This window comes from Dialister micraerophilus (genome assembly GCF_947090205.1).
In the GTDB taxonomy this organism is placed as follows: Bacteria; Bacillota; Negativicutes; order Veillonellales; family Dialisteraceae; genus Dialister; species Dialister micraerophilus.
Genome location: NZ_CAMUNF010000005.1, coordinates 52,140 through 69,842, shown reverse-complemented (window position 1 = coordinate 69,842; position 17,703 = coordinate 52,140). Strand labels below are relative to the sequence as shown.

15 protein-coding genes, 2 tRNA genes and 1 other annotated feature are annotated in these 17,703 nt (G+C 36.6%); of the genes, 12 read left to right on the top strand and 5 right to left on the bottom strand.

Going from position 1 to position 17,703, the window contains the following annotated elements; translation table 11 throughout:
* Window positions 1-174 precede the first annotated feature (174 nt).
* The 4 genes from mnmE to rsmG are packed head-to-tail and all read left to right on the top strand — an operon-like array spanning window position 175 to window position 4,948.
* The gene (gene mnmE / locus P6922_RS04095) at window positions 175-1,554 is read left to right on the top strand and encodes a tRNA uridine-5-carboxymethylaminomethyl(34) synthesis GTPase MnmE (RefSeq protein ID WP_276874554.1); all 1,380 of its coding nucleotides are present in this window, start codon (window positions 175-177) and stop codon (window positions 1,552-1,554) included.
* An 8-nt stretch (window positions 1,555-1,562) separates the two neighbouring features.
* A complete protein-coding gene (locus P6922_RS04090) occupies window positions 1,563-2,333 on the top strand; it encodes a TatD family hydrolase (RefSeq protein ID WP_007554778.1) in 771 nt (256 codons plus the stop codon).
* 48 nt (window positions 2,334-2,381) lie between these two features.
* Window positions 2,382-4,256 carry a tRNA uridine-5-carboxymethylaminomethyl(34) synthesis enzyme MnmG gene (gene mnmG, locus P6922_RS04085; RefSeq protein ID WP_276874552.1) on the top strand — a complete coding sequence of 625 codons (1,875 nt, stop codon included), beginning with the start codon at window positions 2,382-2,384 and terminating at the stop codon, window positions 4,254-4,256.
* On the top strand, window positions 4,253-4,948 hold the full coding sequence (gene rsmG / locus P6922_RS04080) for a 16S rRNA (guanine(527)-N(7))-methyltransferase RsmG (protein ID WP_276874550.1): 696 nt from the start codon (window positions 4,253-4,255) through the stop codon (window positions 4,946-4,948). The genes mnmG and rsmG overlap by 4 nt, the downstream gene beginning before the upstream one ends.
* Before the next feature lie 110 nt (window positions 4,949-5,058).
* Here rsmG and P6922_RS04075 read toward each other — a convergent pair whose 3' ends face one another.
* The 3 genes from P6922_RS04075 to brnQ all read right to left on the bottom strand — a co-directional run bounded on the left by P6922_RS04075 (window position 5,059) and on the right by brnQ (window position 9,444).
* Window positions 5,059-6,720, bottom strand: a complete 1,662-nt coding sequence (locus P6922_RS04075; protein ID WP_276874549.1) for an S-layer homology domain-containing protein — start codon at window positions 6,718-6,720, stop codon at window positions 5,059-5,061.
* Window positions 6,721-7,344: 624 nt separating this feature from the next.
* Window positions 7,345-7,848 carry an energy coupling factor transporter S component ThiW gene (gene thiW / locus P6922_RS04070; RefSeq protein WP_276874547.1) on the bottom strand — a complete coding sequence of 168 codons (504 nt, stop codon included), beginning with the start codon at window positions 7,846-7,848 and terminating at the stop codon, window positions 7,345-7,347.
* A 264-nt stretch (window positions 7,849-8,112) separates the two neighbouring features.
* Window positions 8,113-9,444 (bottom strand): branched-chain amino acid transport system II carrier protein, encoded by a 1,332-nt coding sequence (gene brnQ, locus P6922_RS04065; protein WP_276874545.1) that lies wholly within the window; start codon window positions 9,442-9,444, stop codon window positions 8,113-8,115.
* Window positions 9,445-10,063: 619 nt separating this feature from the next.
* Window positions 10,064-10,303: a binding site (T-box leader), on the top strand.
* A 47-nt stretch (window positions 10,304-10,350) separates the two neighbouring features.
* On the opposite strand from brnQ, the gene P6922_RS04060 reads away from it, so the two are divergent.
* Together P6922_RS04060 and mmuM are read left to right on the top strand one after the other, a co-directional pair.
* Window positions 10,351-11,136 (top strand): basic amino acid ABC transporter substrate-binding protein, encoded by a 786-nt coding sequence (locus P6922_RS04060; protein WP_276874543.1) that lies wholly within the window; start codon window positions 10,351-10,353, stop codon window positions 11,134-11,136.
* Between the two features lie 9 nt (window positions 11,137-11,145).
* Window positions 11,146-12,066, top strand: coding sequence for a homocysteine S-methyltransferase (gene mmuM / locus P6922_RS04055; RefSeq protein ID WP_276874540.1), 921 nt, complete (start codon window positions 11,146-11,148; stop codon window positions 12,064-12,066).
* Here the strand turns inward: mmuM and P6922_RS04050 are convergent, their stop codons facing one another.
* Window positions 12,067-12,639 carry a xanthine phosphoribosyltransferase gene (locus P6922_RS04050; RefSeq protein WP_007554808.1) on the bottom strand — a complete coding sequence of 191 codons (573 nt, stop codon included), beginning with the start codon at window positions 12,637-12,639 and terminating at the stop codon, window positions 12,067-12,069.
* A gap of 8 nt (window positions 12,640-12,647) precedes the next feature.
* A complete protein-coding gene (locus tag P6922_RS04045) occupies window positions 12,648-13,271 on the bottom strand; it encodes a cyclodeaminase/cyclohydrolase family protein (protein ID WP_276874539.1) in 624 nt (207 codons plus the stop codon).
* Between the two features lie 295 nt (window positions 13,272-13,566).
* Here P6922_RS04045 and P6922_RS04040 point away from each other — a divergent pair.
* From P6922_RS04040 to P6922_RS04015, 6 genes are all read left to right on the top strand, one after another.
* Window positions 13,567-13,642, top strand: a tRNA-His gene (locus tag P6922_RS04040).
* Between the two features lie 16 nt (window positions 13,643-13,658).
* Window positions 13,659-13,732: transfer RNA gene (locus tag P6922_RS04035), tRNA-Gln, on the top strand.
* A gap of 470 nt (window positions 13,733-14,202) precedes the next feature.
* Window positions 14,203-14,928: a sulfite exporter TauE/SafE family protein gene (locus P6922_RS04030; RefSeq protein WP_276874536.1), complete on the top strand. Its 726-nt coding sequence runs from the start codon at window positions 14,203-14,205 to the stop codon at window positions 14,926-14,928.
* Between the two features lie 111 nt (window positions 14,929-15,039).
* On the top strand, window positions 15,040-15,957 hold the full coding sequence (locus P6922_RS04025; protein WP_276874533.1) for a DNA adenine methylase: 918 nt from the start codon (window positions 15,040-15,042) through the stop codon (window positions 15,955-15,957).
* Window positions 15,958-15,972: 15 nt separating this feature from the next.
* Window positions 15,973-16,836, top strand: a complete 864-nt coding sequence (locus tag P6922_RS04020; RefSeq protein WP_276874531.1) for a type II restriction endonuclease — start codon at window positions 15,973-15,975, stop codon at window positions 16,834-16,836.
* Window positions 16,833-17,582, top strand: coding sequence for a TRM11 family SAM-dependent methyltransferase (locus tag P6922_RS04015; protein WP_276874529.1), 750 nt, complete (start codon window positions 16,833-16,835; stop codon window positions 17,580-17,582). Before P6922_RS04020 ends, P6922_RS04015 begins: the two co-directional genes overlap by 4 nt.
* Window positions 17,583-17,703 lie beyond the last annotated feature (121 nt).

The window sequence follows — 17,703 nt, the reverse complement described above, 5'->3', positions numbered from 1 at the left end:
ATAGCATAAATACGAGCTTAAATTTAAAAAAGCGGCGGCCTAAAAAAGCGAAAAAGAGTTCCGAATTTATAAAATCAAGCCTCTTTAAAATATAAAAAGGTAAAAATATAAACGATTTTCGATGTTTTTTTAAAAAGATTTTGGTAAAATACTAATTAATAAGGAGATAAGTATATGTATGAAGAAACTACAATTGCCGCAATTGCGACCGGAAGCGGAGAGGGCGGCATAGGAATAATAAGAATAAGCGGTATTTCCGCATGTGATATAGCGGAACGTGTATTTTATACAAAAAAATTGAATACTTTCAAAGATGCAATTCCCTACAAAATGTATTTCGGGTATGTAAAAAGAGATGAAAAGAAAATAGATGAGGGACTTGCCGTATACATGAAAGCGCCGCATTCGTATACGGGCGAGGATGTTGTGGAAATACAAATTCACGGATCTCAGGAAGCACTTCGTCAGACATTGGAACTCGTACTTGAAAAAGGTGCAACGATTGCGGAACGAGGAGAATTTACAAAACGTGCATTTTTAAACGGAAGGCTCGATTTGACACAGGCGGAAGCCGTAATGGATATAATCGAAGCGAAAAACGCAGTTGCACTCACACAGGCGGAAAGTCATCTGTCGGGAGCATTGTCGAAATTCGTGCATGAAAATCGTGAAAAGATGAAAGATCTCATTACAAAACTTGAGGTCACTATAGATTATCCGGACGAAGATTTGAAAGATTTGACACGTCATGAAATGGAAACGGAACTTTCGGAAATAGAAAAAACTTTGTATGCACTTTTGGAAACTTCGAAAAAGGGCCGCATTATAAAAGACGGAATACGTACTGCGATAGTGGGTAAACCGAATGCAGGAAAATCAAGTCTTTTGAACACGCTTCTGCAAGAGGAACGTGCAATAGTTACCGATATACCGGGGACGACAAGGGATACGATAGAAGAAAGCATTTCACTTTCGGGTATTCCGCTCATACTTATGGATACCGCCGGAATAAGAAAAACCGAAAACAAAGTGGAAAAAATAGGTATCGAACGTGCAAGAGAATCTATGGAAAAAGCCGACTTGGTACTCATGGTAATCGACAGCTCGAAAGAACTTGAAGAAAGCGATAAAAAATTGCTTGAGGAAATATCGAAACGAAAAGCGGTCGTACTTTTGAACAAATCGGATTTGGAAAAGAAAACGACAAAAGAAACCGTTTCAAAGTATGCAAAAGATTTGCCCGTGTTTGAAATATCGGCGAAAAACAAAACGGGTATGAACAAATTGGAAAAGGTACTTGAAGATTACGTAAAAACCGGCGACATAGAAGACGGACGTGCATTGTTCCTTACAAATTTAAGACATATCGACCTTGTAAAAAAAGCGTATGAATCTGTAATACGTGCAAAAGAAAGCTTGCAATTGTACATGCCGGCGGATTGCATTGTCGTGGATCTTACCGAAAGTTGGAACATACTGGGAGAAATCACCGGAGATACGGTAGACGATGAACTTATAAATTCGATATTCAGCCGGTTCTGTGTAGGTAAATAGGAGAATAAATGATAAAATATTATGACATCGGTATAAATTTATTTACAAACTCGTACAAAGACGAAATGAAAATAATAAATGACGCAAGAGATGCCGGAGTTGAATGTATACTCACCGGTTCAAGCGGACGTGAAAACGAACTTGTAAACGAATTTACAAAAAAGCATGATGTATACGGTACGGCGGGGATACATCCGCACGAAGCGGAAAATGCAACGGAAAAAGATTTCAAACGTATCGAAGAAATAATAAAAACAAACGACAAAATAATTGCGGTCGGCGAATGCGGACTTGACTACAACAGAATGTTTTCCGAAAAGGAAGTACAACTTACATGTTTCAAAAGACATATCGAACTTGCAGTCAAACTGGATAAACCTTTGTTTTTACACATGCGTGATGCGGATGAAGATTTCATAAAATGCTTTGAAGGATATGAAAACATCTGCAAAAAATCGGTCGTACATTGTTATACAAGCGGAAGAAAAACGCTTGAAGTATTACTTGAAATGGGATTTTACATCGGTATAACGGGTTGGATATGTGATGAAAGACGTGCGGACGAGCTTCGTAATGCGGTAGAAATCATACCGAAAGAAAGATTGCTCCTTGAAACGGATTCGCCCTACCTTACGCCGAGGGGAAGAAAACTTCCACGTACGAACGTACCTCAAAACATAGTATATGTAGCACAAGAACTTGCAAAATACATGCCGCTTTCCGAAGAAGAAATAATTTCAAATGCAAAGAAGAATACGGAAGATTTATTCGGCATATAATGATAAAATAATAAGTTGTAACAAATAAGTAATGAAAGAAGGAAATAAATGTATCTGATAGATACCTATGACGTAATTGTTGTCGGTGCAGGGCATGCAGGTTGTGAAGCGGCACTGGCAGCGGCAAGATTGGGAGCAAGGACATTGCTCTTTACAATATCACTTGAAAACGTGGCGATGATGCCTTGCAATCCGGCAATCGGAGGACCGGGGAAAAGTCATCTCGTAAAAGAAATAGATGCACTCGGCGGACAAATGGGAATTGCAGCCGATGAAACCGCAATACAAATGCGAATGCTCAACCTCGGGAAAGGACCGGCGGTATATGCACTTCGTGCGCAATCCGACAAAGGAGCATACCACAGATATTTCAAAAGTATTTTGGAAAATACCGACAACCTCGAATTGAAACAAGCGCAAATAATGGACATCGTGGTTGAAGACGGAAAATGCAAAGGTGTAATAACCGAATTTGACGAAATATACCGTTCAAAAGCGGTAATACTCTGTACGGGAACATACTTGGACAGCAGAATAATTGTCGGTGAATACATGTACACCGGCGGACCTAACGGAATGAGACCGTCGGTAGGACTTTCCGAAAATTTGAAAAAACATGGAATAGACATACTGAGATTTAAAACGGGTACACCGAGTCGTGTAGACGGAAGAAGTCTTAACTATGACCGTATGAAACTTGAAGAAGGCGACAAAGAAAATCACGCATTCTCATTTTTGAGTGAACGCAAGGACAGAAATATCAAAGACTGTTACCTTTCATACACAAATGAAAATACACATAAAATACTTCGTGACAACTTGCACAGATCCCCGATTTACTCCGGTAAAATACATGGGGTTGGAGCAAGATACTGCCCGTCAATCGAAGATAAAGTAGTGAGATTTGCAGACAAAGACAAACACCAACTCTTTGTCGAACCTGAAGGACTTGATACGACCGAAATGTATGTACAGGGAATGTCCACCTCGATGCCGATAGACGTGCAATACGCATTTTTGAAAACCATACCGGGATTTGAAAATGTAAAAGTAATGCGTCCGGCATACGCTATCGAATACGATCTTTTGGATCCGCTGCAACTCTATCCGACACTTGAAGTTATAAAAATGGAAGGACTGTACTCCGCCGGACAATCAAACGGCACATCGGGCTACGAAGAGGCGGCGGCACAAGGACTTATGGCAGGAATAAACGCCGCACTCAAAATACAGGGGAAAGAACCTTTCATACTTGCAAGACATGAAGCATACATCGGTACACTCATAGACGACCTTGTAACAAAAGGAACAAATGAACCGTATCGAATGATGACAAGCAGAAGTGAATACAGACTCATACTCCGTCAAGACAATGCGGACTTGAGACTTACCGAAAAAGGGTACAAAATCGGACTTGTGAACGAAGAACGCTACAAGCACTTCATCGAAAGAAAACGCAAATTCGAAGAAGCTATGGACTACATAACTACAAAGAGATTTACACCCAAAGAAGATGTAAACAAAGCACTCGAAGAACTCGGTACGACACCGCTTACAACAGGCATAGGAGCGGACAAAATATTGAAACGTCCGGAAATAACCTACAAAGACATGGTGGAAAAACTCGGATGCAAAGAATTTGACGCCGAAGCGGTTGAAGAAATGGAAATAACCGTAAAATACGAAGGATACATAACAAGACAGGAAAATGCTATAAAAAAAGCGGAAAAAATGGAAAACAAAAAAATTCCGCAAGACATGGACTTCATGAAACTTGAAGGAATATCTATAGAAGCACGACAGAAACTCACGAAAATAAAACCGCTCTCATTGGGACAAGCATCACGCATATCCGGAGTATCGCCGGCAGACATTGCAATACTCATGGTATACGTAAAAAAATACAAAGGTGAAAAAGTATGAGCATTTTCGACAATGCGATAAAAAAAGAAATAAATAAAGAAACATACGAAAAACTTATTTCATACAACAAGTATGTAATCGAGAAAAATCAACACATCAATTTAACGGGTATAAAAAGCGAAGAAGAAAGTTTGATAAAAAACGTGTACGACTCGCTTACGGTATACGAAGAAAAATACTTTCCCGAAAACGGAAAAATACTCGACCTCGGTACGGGAGGAGGATTTCCGGGAGTAATACTTGCGATATTAAGACCCGACATGCAAGTGGTACTCATGGATGCGGTGCGTAAAAAACTTGATGCGATAAAAGAAATACTTGAAAAACTTGAAATAAAAAACGCAAAAACACTTCACGCAAGAGCCGAAGATGCGGCAAGAGATGAAAATTACAGAGATGTATTCGATATAGTGACCGCAAGAGCGGTAAAACGTATGAATACGGTAAGCGAATGGGCATTACCCTTTGTAAAAAAAGAAGGAATATTTGCAGCGATGAAAGGCGCAATAGCGAAAGAAGAACTTTCAGAATGCGGAAACGTATTGAAAGCATTTGATGCGAAAGTTTTTGAAATAAAAAATCTCGAACTTTCAAACGGAGATAAGAGAAATATTATCTACATACAAAAAAATTCAAAATGCCCGAAACGTTTTCCGAGAAAAACCGGAGCTGCAGAAAAAAATCCATTATAAAAAAGAGCCGATTTCCGAAAAAGGAAATCGGTTTTTCAATTGAATAAGCGATGAAAAATAACCTCGCCGCAGTTGACGAGGTTATTTTTATAGAGGTGATTTGGAATTAATTATTTTATGTAGGCGGTAGCCTGAATACGGAAAATGTTATCCATCTGCTTTCCGCCCATGTCGGTTGCGTTGAAACCGTAAGATGCTTCGAGAATCAATCCCTTAATCGGTACATACTGTGCCTTCGCAAGGAAGAACTTCGCACCGCCGGAAGGTGTTGTTTTAGCTTTCACAATTTCTTCAATTGTTTTTGCTTTAAGCTGATTATCGAATTTATCTGCAAAGTATGCCGGCATTTTGCCTAATGACGTTTTTGCATATGCAGGTATCCAATCTTTGTATACATGAGCCATGTACTGATCTGCAATATCGCTTGAAGATCCGCCGAAGTATGTTCCGGCTTGACTGTGAATGTAGTCGATTCCGAATGAATAGGACTTCGGTTTCAAGACGCTTGCATTGCCGTATGTGAATCCTACAGTATAGCTTGAAGGTTTTTCATCATTGAGCGGCAATTTTACGGAGTTCTTTACATATTCACCGTGCAGGTTGAGCTTGTCGGTTACATTGTAAGAAAGAGCGGTACCGTAAGCCTGAACGATATTTGAAACCGGTCCAACGGCCTTCAAAGCATAAGCATGAACTTCATACTTGCCGGGTTTCTTGTAAATGTAGGAAGCATATGCAGCCGGAACGTCCGCATCTTCTCCATCCTTCATCATTACTTTCGGTGCGAGCGGATAAAGTGTTCCTTTACCTGCTTTAACTGCATTTATCAATGCTTCTTTAGCTTTAGCTTTAGCATTAGTTGCGGCAAAACCTTTTATGCCTGCTAGTGCGTCATGATTATTATTTATTTCAGCGAGTGTTTTGTCGAAATTATGAATACCTCTCTGCATCGGTGCGGTGTAGTCGTAGTTGATGTCGGTAGCACGACCGTATGCAAGACGCAAGTGTCCGCCTTTGTTTGCATCACCGAACTGAATGAATGCACCCTTGAAATTACCCTTGTAAGTGTAACCGGTTACACCCATAGTTACCGGAAACTGTCCGATACCGATAATATTTGACATAGGACCCATCGGACTTCTCGGATCGGTTTCTTGTTTACCGAACTGATGAGTTACAAACAATCTTCCCAAGTGCAACTTGCTGTCTTCATGCTGATCCGCATTTACATCGTACATCGGCTGACCGTTCAAAGACATGTAAGTTTCAAGCTGACCGTAAACTGTTGTACGTGGATTAACTTTTGTAATCGTGTTGAAACCGACTCTTGCACCGAATTCATAGTGAGATTTCTTGGTGTCTTTGAAAATATTGTCATAACGATTCATACCCGAAACACGAATTTCGGTAATGAGAGCTGTTTTTCCGAGTTTCTTTTCAACATTGTCCACACGAACGCCGAGCTGCTTCAATTCATCACTGTAAGCATTTGCCAACTTATGAACGCTTGCCTTCTGTTCGTTGTTGAGAGAATTTTCCTTTGCGAGTAAACGTGCAACAATTTGTGCAGTTTCAAAACGTGAAATTTCCTTATTTCCCTTGAAAGAACCGTCCGGATAACCGTCAACGACACCCTGTTCGGATAATTCCGCAACGGCTTTGTAAGACCAATCATTATGATCTACATCCGAAAAAGGACTTGCCGCACTTGCGGAAAATGCACTGCATGCGAGCAATGCTGCAAGAGCAACCTTTATTTTTGCGTGTGACATTATACACTCCTTTTGCCTGAAAAGGCATTCTCAATTACAATATAAAAACTAAACAAATTTCTGAAAATGAATGATTTCTGATAACAACGTACTAATTATAAAATGACATGAAAATTTTGTCAAGAACTTTTAAGACCAAGTACTAAAAACGAAAATAAAAACATTGATAAAATCGGTATTTATCGTATGTATAACAGTTTTTAGGATTTTTTTAAAGTAATAAAAAATTTTAGAATAATATAAAATTTGAAAAATTTACAAAATCTAAATGAAAATGAATTGACAAAAAAGACATAAATTTTAAAAACTGTTGATAATAAAATAAAACATAAAGCATAAAATGTTAGATAGAAATGCAAAAAACGAAAGTATTTTCAAAACACGAAATAAAGAAAATTGAATTTCATAAAAAAGAATATTGAATAAATAAAAGTATCATGATTGTTTTGAAGTGAGATGATAAAATTGACGAGAACGGAAATATTTCGTATAGGTTATAAATATCTTTATGTAGTATCACTCAATTAAAAACTTTGAAATTACGTCATGAAAGTGTAAAAAAATTTCACATAAAAAAATCTCCCGAAGATAGAAAAGGGAGATTCTTGTAAATTTTCAGCAGAATTATTTATTTCTTTCAAGTAAATTCGGATAAGCGACTTTTATTGCAGACAAAACTATGTATGCTATTACACAACCGGCACCGCAGGATATTGCAAAGACGGATACGTAGAATGTCGCACCTTTTGTCGAACCCATGAATATGCTTGCTATCGGATAGGAGATGAGTCCTCCGATGATTGATGTACCTATAAATTCACCGATTACCGCAAATAAAAGTTTTTTTGTGCGTGAAAAAAGTATTCCCGAAAGAAATGCTCCTATCATCGAACCGGGGAATGCAAGCAAACTTCCGGATCCTATAATATTTCTTATAAGAGAAGTTGCAAATGCCGCCGCCGTTGCATACTTTGTACCGATAAGAGTTGCAAGGAAAATATTTATCATATGTTGCAGCGGAAATGCACGTGCAACTCCCAAAGGAAATGAAAACATCGGCGAAAGAATTACACATATCGCCGTCATCAGTGCGGCGAATACCAAATTTTTAAATGAAACTTTTTGCATAAAGCCTCCTTGTCGTAATATTTTATTATTATTATATATACACTTATAATAATCAAGTGAAATTTTGAAATTCGAGATTTGTTTTCAAACGGCGATGCAAATCGGTTTCATGTAGGTGAGGTAAGGGATTTTTTGTATACGGTTTGTTGATTGGGTGAATATTCAATGAGCATGCGTTAAACAATATGGAAGTAAGGTAGTAAGTATTCGTCAAAATATTTGCATTGAAAAACGCCCTACGCATAATGCGCAAGGCGTTCAGTTTCAGTTTGTAACGCTTACTTCAGATTTTCTTTTTGCAAGCATCCATACATATCCGATTACAAATCCTACAACAAAGAAGTTGAGCCAACCTATATTGAAGTTTGCAAGCGGAAGTGATGTCATGAATGTACCTATACTTCCGGTATTGATACCTGCAGTCGTAACTGCGTCATGAAGTGCCGGTATTATTGTAAATGCAGTTGCACATGCATATACGCAACGTGCTCCGTTGAACAAATTATTCAAGAAAGTAAGAATAATGAGTGAAATGGTAAGCGGATACAAGAACATAAGTACCGGTATTGCACCTGCGATAATTGCCGACAGTCCGAAGAGTGCCACTCCGAATGATACAACCGAGAAAATTGTTGCCCAATTTTTATGGCTGATTTTCGGAAAGAGCAAGTTGAAGTATGCCGCACAAGATGCTATAAGTCCGATGCTTGTAGTAAGACATGCAAGTATTACTATTACTCCCAAGATTATTGCTCCGACAGGTCCGAAGTAATATGCGGAAACTTTTACAAGTACCGGCGCACCGTTTTCCTGAAGTCCGATTGTACTTACTGAATTTGCACCGATGTAGCAAAGTGAAGCATAAATAATTGCCATGAAAAATGTAGAAACAAGTCCCGATTTAAAAGCACTTATTGCAACTTCTTTTTCAGTCTTTGCACCGTACATACGTATAGATTGTACTACGAGTACGCCGAATACCAACGATGCAAGAGCATCCATGGTATTGTAACCTTCGGTTAAAGCTTCTCCGAACGCTTTACCGGCGGTATTGTATGCTTCAGCTGGTGCCTGCCAATTTCCCATCGGATAAATGAATGCGGTAACAATTAAAATTGCGAGGAAAATCAAAAGAAAAGGTGTAATGTATTTTCCTACACGCTTAACAAGTTTTGACGGTGAAACCGCAAGGTACCACGAAATTACAAAGAATACAAATGCAAATGCGTATAAAGCAAACGTTTTCATGCCTGCCGGTACAAATTGAGCAACGGCAATTTCATAAGAGACGGTAGCTGTACGCGGAATTGCAAAAAACGGTCCTATTGTAAGGTAAAGTACAATACTGAAAATAAGTCCGTAAATCGGAGAGACACGTGATGACAAATCACGCAAGTTCTGTCCTGAATAGCAGACTGCCAAAATACCGAGCAGCGGCAGTCCGACGCCTGTAATCAAAAATCCTATACTCGCTTCAACGGTATTTAGACCTGAATTTTGTCCCATGAAAACCGGAAAAATGAGATTGCCCGCACCGAAAAACAGAGCAAACAACATTAATCCTATGGCGATAAATTCATTAGATTTTCGTTCCATAACTACCATCCTCCCTTTTTTACATCAAAGCTCGAATATTACGTTGCCTTGATGATAGTTAATTTATTTTACTATGAGTTAATTGAAAAAACAACAAAATGAATTATTCAATAAACTCATAATCGACGGAAATTTGTTTTTCGGTATATAAAAATTAATGCCGCTGCATAATTTTAAATTTGAAAATATTTATCAAAATACATAAAAATTGAAAAAACAAAATGATCGGAATATATTTGAAGTGAAAAGCAAGTATTCAAATCATAAATAAAATAATGCGGACAAATATGAAAAAACTAAATATTTTGATTGAAATAGATAGAATAAACTATGTAAATATAAAAAAATATGCTTTTAAGTATGGTCCGAAGATAAAAAAATTATTTTCAACGCATGGCAGGTTTTAATATTTCATAATAAAAAAGTAAAATAAAAAAATTAAAATCGTAAATTTTGAGTATTAAAATACAAACGGAAAAAATTTTTGTGACAATTTAAAAGGTTAAAGAAAATAATTGCGGTATAAATATTCACGTGTTAGAAATACATTAAATTTAGTGACGAAAATATTTGTTGACAGAAATGTTTTGTGATGATAATATTTTGTCAATCGAAAATTTTATCAGCGATGAAGAGAAGAGTAAGCGAAAGATAACGTCAAAGAGAGTCTCGTAAGGTGAGAAGAGATACGTGAATGTTTGCCGAAGATGGTCTTGGAGCAAGATATGCCGAATTGTTAAGCAGTCCGGGTACTCCCGTTACAGAGTCAGGGTATCGACTTTTTGTCCGTACTTTATGAGGTTTGCATGGTGACATGTAAATAAAATCGGGTGGTAACACGGAAATATCCGTCCCTTTATCGGGGACGGTTTTTTTATTTCTATTTTTTAAAAGGGAGCGTAAAAAATGAAAAAATTTATTTGGATTTCAATCTTTGCAGCAGCTGCATTGGCGGCGGTATTGTGTTTTTCCGGATTTAAAAACGGAGATCAAAAGGATAATGTCGTGCGTGTAGGAATGGATGCCGGTTATCCGCCTTTCGGATCACAGAATGTAGACACTAAAGAGTACGAAGGTTTTGATGTGGATATTATAAATGCGATAGGTGAGGAAGAAGGGTTCAAGCCTGAAATAAAAAATATCAGTTTTGACGGATTGATACCGTCATTGAATACAAATGCCATCGATCTTATAATCAACGATTTGACGGTTACCGAAGAACGCAAAGTGTCGGTAGATTTTTCCGAAAGGTATTGCACTGTCGGCATGGGAGTGGTTGTGAGAGGTGACTATAATCTCATAAATGATGCAAAAGATTTGGAAGGCAAAACATTGGGAGTTTCAATTGCATCTACCGGCGAAGAAGCGGCACGTCATGTAAAAAATGCAAATGTAAAAGTGTATAATGCAATCAGTGATGCATTCATCGAACTTAAAAACGGCGGAGTGGATGCGGTAGTAAATGACACACTGACAAATGACAGATACGTTTCATCACAAAAAGACGGTTCTGTAAAAACTACAAAAATTTCATTGAACAATGAAGACCTTGCCATTGCGGTGAAAAAAGGAAACAGCGAGTTACTCAAAAAGATAAATGACGGACTTGTAAAAATAAAGAAGAACGGTAAATATGCACAAATTTATAAAAAATGGTTCGGAGTTGAACCGGCAGCTGAGTTGTTGAAATAAGGAGAGAAAATGAGTACTATACTTGAACTTTTAAAGGAAAAGAAATTATTGGTTATTGACGGAAGTTTTGCAAGTGAATTGGAAAAAGCCGGTTTGAATTTATGCGATTCTTTATGGTCGGCAAAAGCACTTTATGAAAATCCCGAACTCGTAACAAAAGTACATGAAAGCTACTTTGAAAGCGGAGCGGACATTGCAATTACCGGAAGTTATCAGGCGCATGTGCAAGGACTTCTGGATAAAGGATTTACACATGAAAAAGCAATCGAACTTATAAAACTTTCCGTAAAACTTGCAAAAAAAGCAAGAGAAAATTGTCTGAAAAAACATCCCGAAAGAAAACTTGCAATTGCAGCTGCAGTAGGTCCTTACGGTGCATACCTTGCAGACGGTTCCGAATATGTAGGAAATTACGGACTTTCGGTAAAAGAACTTGAAGAATTTCACGAAGAAAAAATAGAAGCGCTTGCAAGTGAAAATCCCGACTTTTTCGCATTTGAAACGATACCGTCATTTGACGAAGCACGTGCATATGTAAATATATTGAAACGACACGAAAATATAACGGGATGGTTTACATTCTCATGCAAGGATGAAAAGCATATTTCCGAAGGTGTCGAAATTTCCGAAGTTGCAAAATTTTTGGATAAAGAAAATCAAGTTCATGCAATAGGTGTAAACTGCACGAAACCCGAATACATCGAACCTTTGATTTGTGAAATAAAAAAAGCCACCGATAAACCGGTGGCGGTATACCCCAATACGGGAGAAAATTACGATCCCGTAACAAAAACTTGGAGCGGTGAACCTGTAGATTTTACAAAATATGCAAAACGCTGGTATGAAAGCGGAGCAAGACTCATAGGAGGATGCTGCAGAACTTCACCCGATGAAATAAAAGCCGTTTGCAAATTTGCAAAATCCATATAATTATTCTTCAAAAGAAACTTGTAAATTTTCTATGGAACGAATACGGGCAAGCGACTCGATACGATAGCCGTCCTCTTCCAAACGTTGTCTGCCTACTTGGAAAGATTTCTCTACCGCAATGCCGATACCGGCAACTGTAGATCCCGCCATTTCGACAAGACGTGCCAATCCCAATGAAGCGGCACCCGTTGCCAAGAAGTCATCTACAATCAAAACATTTTCCCCTTCGGGTAAAAAACGTTTACTTACGAAAACCGTATTTGTTTTCTTTTTCGTAAAAGACTCGACCTCGGTAGAATACATCAAATCATTCATAACTGCGGAACGGGTCTTTTTTGCGAAAACAAGCGGAACGCCGATAGCCAAAGCGGTAGCAAAACCTATTGCAATACCGGAAGCCTCGATAGTCAAAACACGATCGATTTTGCAATCGCTGAAAACCTTTGCAAACTCCTTACCCATTTCCATAGCAAGATGAGTATCAATCTGATGATTCAAAAAAGAATCAACCTTCAAAATATTACCCGGTAAAACCGTACCTTCATTTAAAATGCGTTGTTTCAATAAATCCATTTTTCACCTCACACGTACCTTTTCAAAGTATCTTCCAAAATACTCATATCTGAAACACGACTTTTCAAAACACTTTCAACATCCTCGACATAAGCCTTATCCTTCACATAATTTACATTGACCCTTATATTTTCCAAAGAGGAAAAGAAACATGTGGTCAACACCTTACATGCGACAAGCGCATCGGAGAGGAGATTTTTATTTCCCTTTTCCAAAATAAAAACGAAACAAGGAACAAGAGAAACACAAAGCTTAGACATATCTGTCGGAGCGGCAGCGGAAAGCTTGAAAGCGTCATCCAAAACTTTTGTACGTTCGGAGGGACTTGAAAAAGACTCCTTAGGTTTTTGTAAAACTTCCATCAACTTGGAAAACCCCTCGGCATCCTTATCCATAAGAGATAAAAATTCATTGCGTGCAGAAAAAAGTTTTGCCAAAACTTCACGCACATCACTCTCAATAGAAGCATACTTCTTATTTGTAAGAGTGAAATTACAAACCATCTCCGCCAAAGCACACGCCTCTGCACCCTGCAAACCGGCAACGGCACCGCCGCCCGGAACGGATGCGGGAGAAGCCAAAACATCCAAAAAATCGTTTATTGAACGATTGCGAAATAAAAAAGTACTCATAGTTCCTCCAAATTTAATATACATATTATTATACATGAACGCAATATCTATGCAAATTAATTGCAACCTCAAAAAGAAAATTCAATCAATTTTTTCATTTGTATTCAAAATCGGATATAAAACATATATATGTAAAAATATATATAAAATAAATGTATGAAAAATAAATGTATGAAAAACAGTGTAAAATTTCCGGAATTAACTAAAAAAACGAAAACTTTTTTTCAATCCGACAAGTTGACGTATAAAATATATATATGTTATAATACTTGTTGTCCGACATGGTCGACATGTGGCGGGTATGGTGAAGCGGTTAACACGGCGGATTGTGGCTCCGTTATGCGTGGGTTCGAACCCCACTACTCGCCCCATTTTTTAATTTAATATAGGGGTATAGCCAAGCGGTAAGGCAACGGACTTTGACTCCGTCATCGGTGGTTCGACTCCACCTATCCCTGCCAAAAAAATCAAGCACGAAAGTGCTTTTTTTTGTGCAAAAAAACTGAAAATAAAGTAAAAATCAAAATAAAAACAAAAAAACGTATAGCAAAAAAAGAAAATAAATGCTAACATACAAATAAACAGTATTAAAACCAATTAGGAGGCAGCCATGAAAAAAGCAATGTTCGTACTTTCAATAATTTCACTGTCACTATCGGTAGTACATCTCATACTCGTTTTGACAGACTTATACATAAAACACTGCAAAAAACAAACAGTCTGAATGTATAAAATAAAAAGACACTTGACGGTGTCTTTTTTTGTGCGGAAAAATGAACAAAAATGAAAAAAATGAAACAAAGAATGCAAAAATGCTATGAGTTTTTATCATAAAGAAGCCCATGAATGACTTTACAGAATAATAGAAATGGTATAAACTGAGAAACATGAGTTACAAATGAAAATGAAATAAAACGGAGGTACATAAATTTTGGAACTTCAAAATATAAAAGAATGGATATTCATGATCGCCATATTTATATCCAATATCATACAATCACTCACAGGATTTGCCGGAGTAATGCTCTCGATACCGCCGACAATACTTCTCTATGGCCCCGACACCGCAAAAGCGGTAATAAATATAGTATCATGGGCAGTATGTATAATCGTTGCTATAATGAACAGAAAATATCTGAAAACAAAAGAAGTAACGAAAATAGTCGTATTCATGCTCGTAGGAATGTATTTCGGAATACAAATGTACACAATGGTAGACGCAAACATACTCATACCGATATACGGAGCGATAATCGTACTCGTAGCACTCAAAAACATACTTTTCAAACCGTACAAAGGGAAAATACCCGACTACATAGCGATACCGATACTCATCGGAGCCGGAGTAATACACGGAATGTTCGTATCCGGAGGGTCGCTGCTCGTAATATACCTTGTAAGCACATTTCAAGACAAAAACGAATTTCGTGCAAATGTATCGGCAGTATGGAGCATACTGAACATCGTACTCATGTATGCGGACATAAAAAAAGGACTGTACACAATGGATCTTGCATACCTTTTAATACTGTCAATCATACCGATAATCATAGCAATGTACATAGGAAACAAAATACACAAAAAGATAAATCAAAAAACATTCAACAACCTCACCTACGGACTGCTATTGGCAGCGGGAGCGATGATAATAATATAAAAACAAACGGATACCGAAAAAATAAACGGTATCTGTTTTTTTATTGGTGAAAAGTATTCAAGTAAGTAGAAATAGACTATAATAAAAAGATAATGAGAAAGGAAACGGAAGATGAGTAAAGAATGTAGAAACGGAAAATTATTACAAGGAAAACCGTTCCTGAAATGGGTTGGCGGTAAAACTCAACTGCTTGAAGAGATAAGGAAGTATTATCCGTTCGATGAAAAAATAACAAAATATGCGGAACCGTTTATCGGCGGAGGTGCCGTATTATTTGACATACTTAAAACTTATGATTTGGAATCTGTATATATAAGTGATATAAATCCGGAATTGATAAATGCTTACAAAGTTGTAAGAGATAATGTAGAAGAACTGATAGAAAATTTAAGTATACTTAAAAAAGAATACATGGAAAAAGACAGTGAAAAACGCAAGGAATATTACCTTGTAAAACGTGATGAGTTTAATTCTATGATATTTGATAAGAATTTTAATTTTACAACTAAAGCATCATTACTTATATTTTTAAATAAAACTTGTTACAACGGACTTTTCAGAGTAAATCAAAAAGGTTTGTACAATGTTCCGGCAGGAGTGTATAAAAATCCTTTAATTTGTGATGCAGAAAATTTGAGAAACGTTTCAAAACTGTTGCAAAATGTGGAAATAGTTTGCGGAGATTATAAAAATTCATTTGATTTTATAGATGAAAAAACATTTGTGTACTTTGACCCGCCATATAGACCGATAACCGAGACATCGGCTTTTACCGCATATACAAAGTCGGGATTCAGTGATAAAGAACAATTGGAACTCGGCGAGTTTATAGAAAAACTTACAAAAAAAGGTGCAAAAATCGTATTGAGTAATTCAGATCCTAAGAACAATAACCGAGAGGACAATTTTTTTGATGATTTGTACAGTAACAAAATAATAAAGAGAGTTAAAGCGTCAAGAATGTTAAACAGCAATAAATTGAAAAGAGGAAGAATAAATGAAATTTTAGTTTCCAATTTTGAAGTGTAATTGTCGGAGGAGTTTATGCGTAATTTTTCGGAATGGTTGTCAAGTTTCAGTGAGAATATATATGAATATACATATTTTACCGATTTTAAAAAGGCATATAAAAATGCTGAAAAATTTAAAGTTGAGTTATTTATATTAAGTTCATTGACAGGCTCGAAAGATATTGAAAAAGACTTCAGAAAAATTTTGAAAGAATATCCTAAAACAATTCAATGTATACCTATTCTCTTGGCGGTACGTCAAAATGAATTGAGTTGCAGAGATGGAAAAGGAATAAAAAAATACAATTTTTCAGATAAGAACAAAGCTTATGATGTTGAAGAAATTGTTTATTTTATGAAAGAAACGGGACTGTTTACTTTACTGAGCAAGTACATTATTAAAAATGTTTACGATTATGTATTGGGAATAGAAGTCGGGCTTGATTCAAACGCACGTAAAAATCGTGGCGGAAAAATGATGGAAAAAGTTGTCGAAAATTTTTTAATAAAAGCCGGATTTGTAAAAGACAAGACATTTTTTAAAGAAATGTACATATCTGAAATAACAAAGCGTTGGGGATTGGATTTATCGAAGTTGTCGAATAAAGGTAAAACTGAAAAACGTTTTGATTTTGTAGTAAAAACTCAAAATACCGTATACGGAATTGAAACGAATTTTTATAAAAGCAGCGGAAGTAAATTAAATGAAACGGCAAGAAGTTACAAAACTCTTGCACTTGAAACGAGAGAAACGAACCGATTTGAATTTATTTGGATTACTGACGGGCAAGGTTGGAAATCTGCGAAATTTAATTTGCAAGAAACATTTGATGTTATGGAACATATTTATAATTTGAATGATTTGGAAAATGGCATTTTGAAAAAGGTTTTAAAATGAGTATGAAAAAGATAAAAATTTGGGAACCCGAAGATTTTGAGTTGGAGATGACTACACATTGGAGTTTTCCGAAACGAGGGAATTGGGCAACACATGATGCAAAATGGAGAGGAAATTGGTCACCGTACATACCTCGAAATTTATTGCTGAGGTATTCTGAAGAAAATGATACAGTGCTTGATGCGTTTGCCGGCGGCGGTACAACTCTTGTTGAAGCAAAACTTTTAAATCGCAATTGTATCGGTGTAGATGTCAATGATACCGCAATTGAAAGGTGCAAAGAAAAAACCGATTTTACATATGAAAAAGCAAAAGGTAAAATTTTTATAAAAAAAGGTGATGCAAGAAATCTTAATTTCATAAAAGATGAATCTATAGATTTTATATGTACGCATCCGCCATATGCAAATATTATCAAGTACAGTGAAAACATAAAAAGCGATTTATCTCTTTTAAAAAAAGATGATTTTCTTGAACAAATGAAAGTTGTTGCAAAAGAATTTTATCGTGTATTGAAAGAAGAAAAGTTCTGTGCAATTCTTATGGGTGATATGAGGCAGAAGGGACATATGATTCCTCTTGCTTTTGAAACTATGAATTTATTTATAGAACAAGGTTTCAAGTTGAAGGAAATAATTATAAAAGAGCAACATAATTGCAGAGCTACCGGATATTGGAAAACAAACAGCATAAAGTATAATTTTCTTTTGATTGCACATGAGTATCTTTTTGTGTTTCATAAATAATGTATAAGTAAACACTTAATGCACAATATTAATAACTTAAAGTGATTAAGTTATGATTTAATTGCATATATTGATATATAAACTTATTTCATTATAAGTAATACAAAAATTCTTAAAAAGT

Bases quoted from the DNA above. Each gene is read 5' to 3' on its own strand.
- mnmE (WP_276874554.1), top strand. From the start codon at position 175: ATGTATGAAGAAACTACAATTGCCGCAATTGCGACCGGAAGCGGAGAG.
- P6922_RS04090 (WP_007554778.1), top strand. From the start codon at position 1,563: ATGATAAAATATTATGACATCGGTATAAATTTATTTACAAACTCGTAC.
- mnmG (WP_276874552.1), top strand. From the start codon at position 2,382: ATGTATCTGATAGATACCTATGACGTAATTGTTGTCGGTGCAGGGCAT.
- rsmG (WP_276874550.1), top strand. From the start codon at position 4,253: ATGAGCATTTTCGACAATGCGATAAAAAAAGAAATAAATAAAGAAACA.
- P6922_RS04075 (WP_276874549.1), bottom strand. From the start codon at position 6,720: ATGTCACACGCAAAAATAAAGGTTGCTCTTGCAGCATTGCTCGCATGC.
- thiW (WP_276874547.1), bottom strand. From the start codon at position 7,848: ATGCAAAAAGTTTCATTTAAAAATTTGGTATTCGCCGCACTGATGACG.
- brnQ (WP_276874545.1), bottom strand. From the start codon at position 9,444: ATGGAACGAAAATCTAATGAATTTATCGCCATAGGATTAATGTTGTTT.
- P6922_RS04060 (WP_276874543.1), top strand. From the start codon at position 10,351: ATGAAAAAATTTATTTGGATTTCAATCTTTGCAGCAGCTGCATTGGCG.
- mmuM (WP_276874540.1), top strand. From the start codon at position 11,146: ATGAGTACTATACTTGAACTTTTAAAGGAAAAGAAATTATTGGTTATT.
- P6922_RS04050 (WP_007554808.1), bottom strand. From the start codon at position 12,639: ATGGATTTATTGAAACAACGCATTTTAAATGAAGGTACGGTTTTACCG.
- P6922_RS04045 (WP_276874539.1), bottom strand. From the start codon at position 13,271: ATGAGTACTTTTTTATTTCGCAATCGTTCAATAAACGATTTTTTGGAT.
- P6922_RS04025 (WP_276874533.1), top strand. From the start codon at position 15,040: ATGAGTAAAGAATGTAGAAACGGAAAATTATTACAAGGAAAACCGTTC.
- P6922_RS04020 (WP_276874531.1), top strand. From the start codon at position 15,973: ATGCGTAATTTTTCGGAATGGTTGTCAAGTTTCAGTGAGAATATATAT.
- P6922_RS04015 (WP_276874529.1), top strand. From the start codon at position 16,833: ATGAGTATGAAAAAGATAAAAATTTGGGAACCCGAAGATTTTGAGTTG.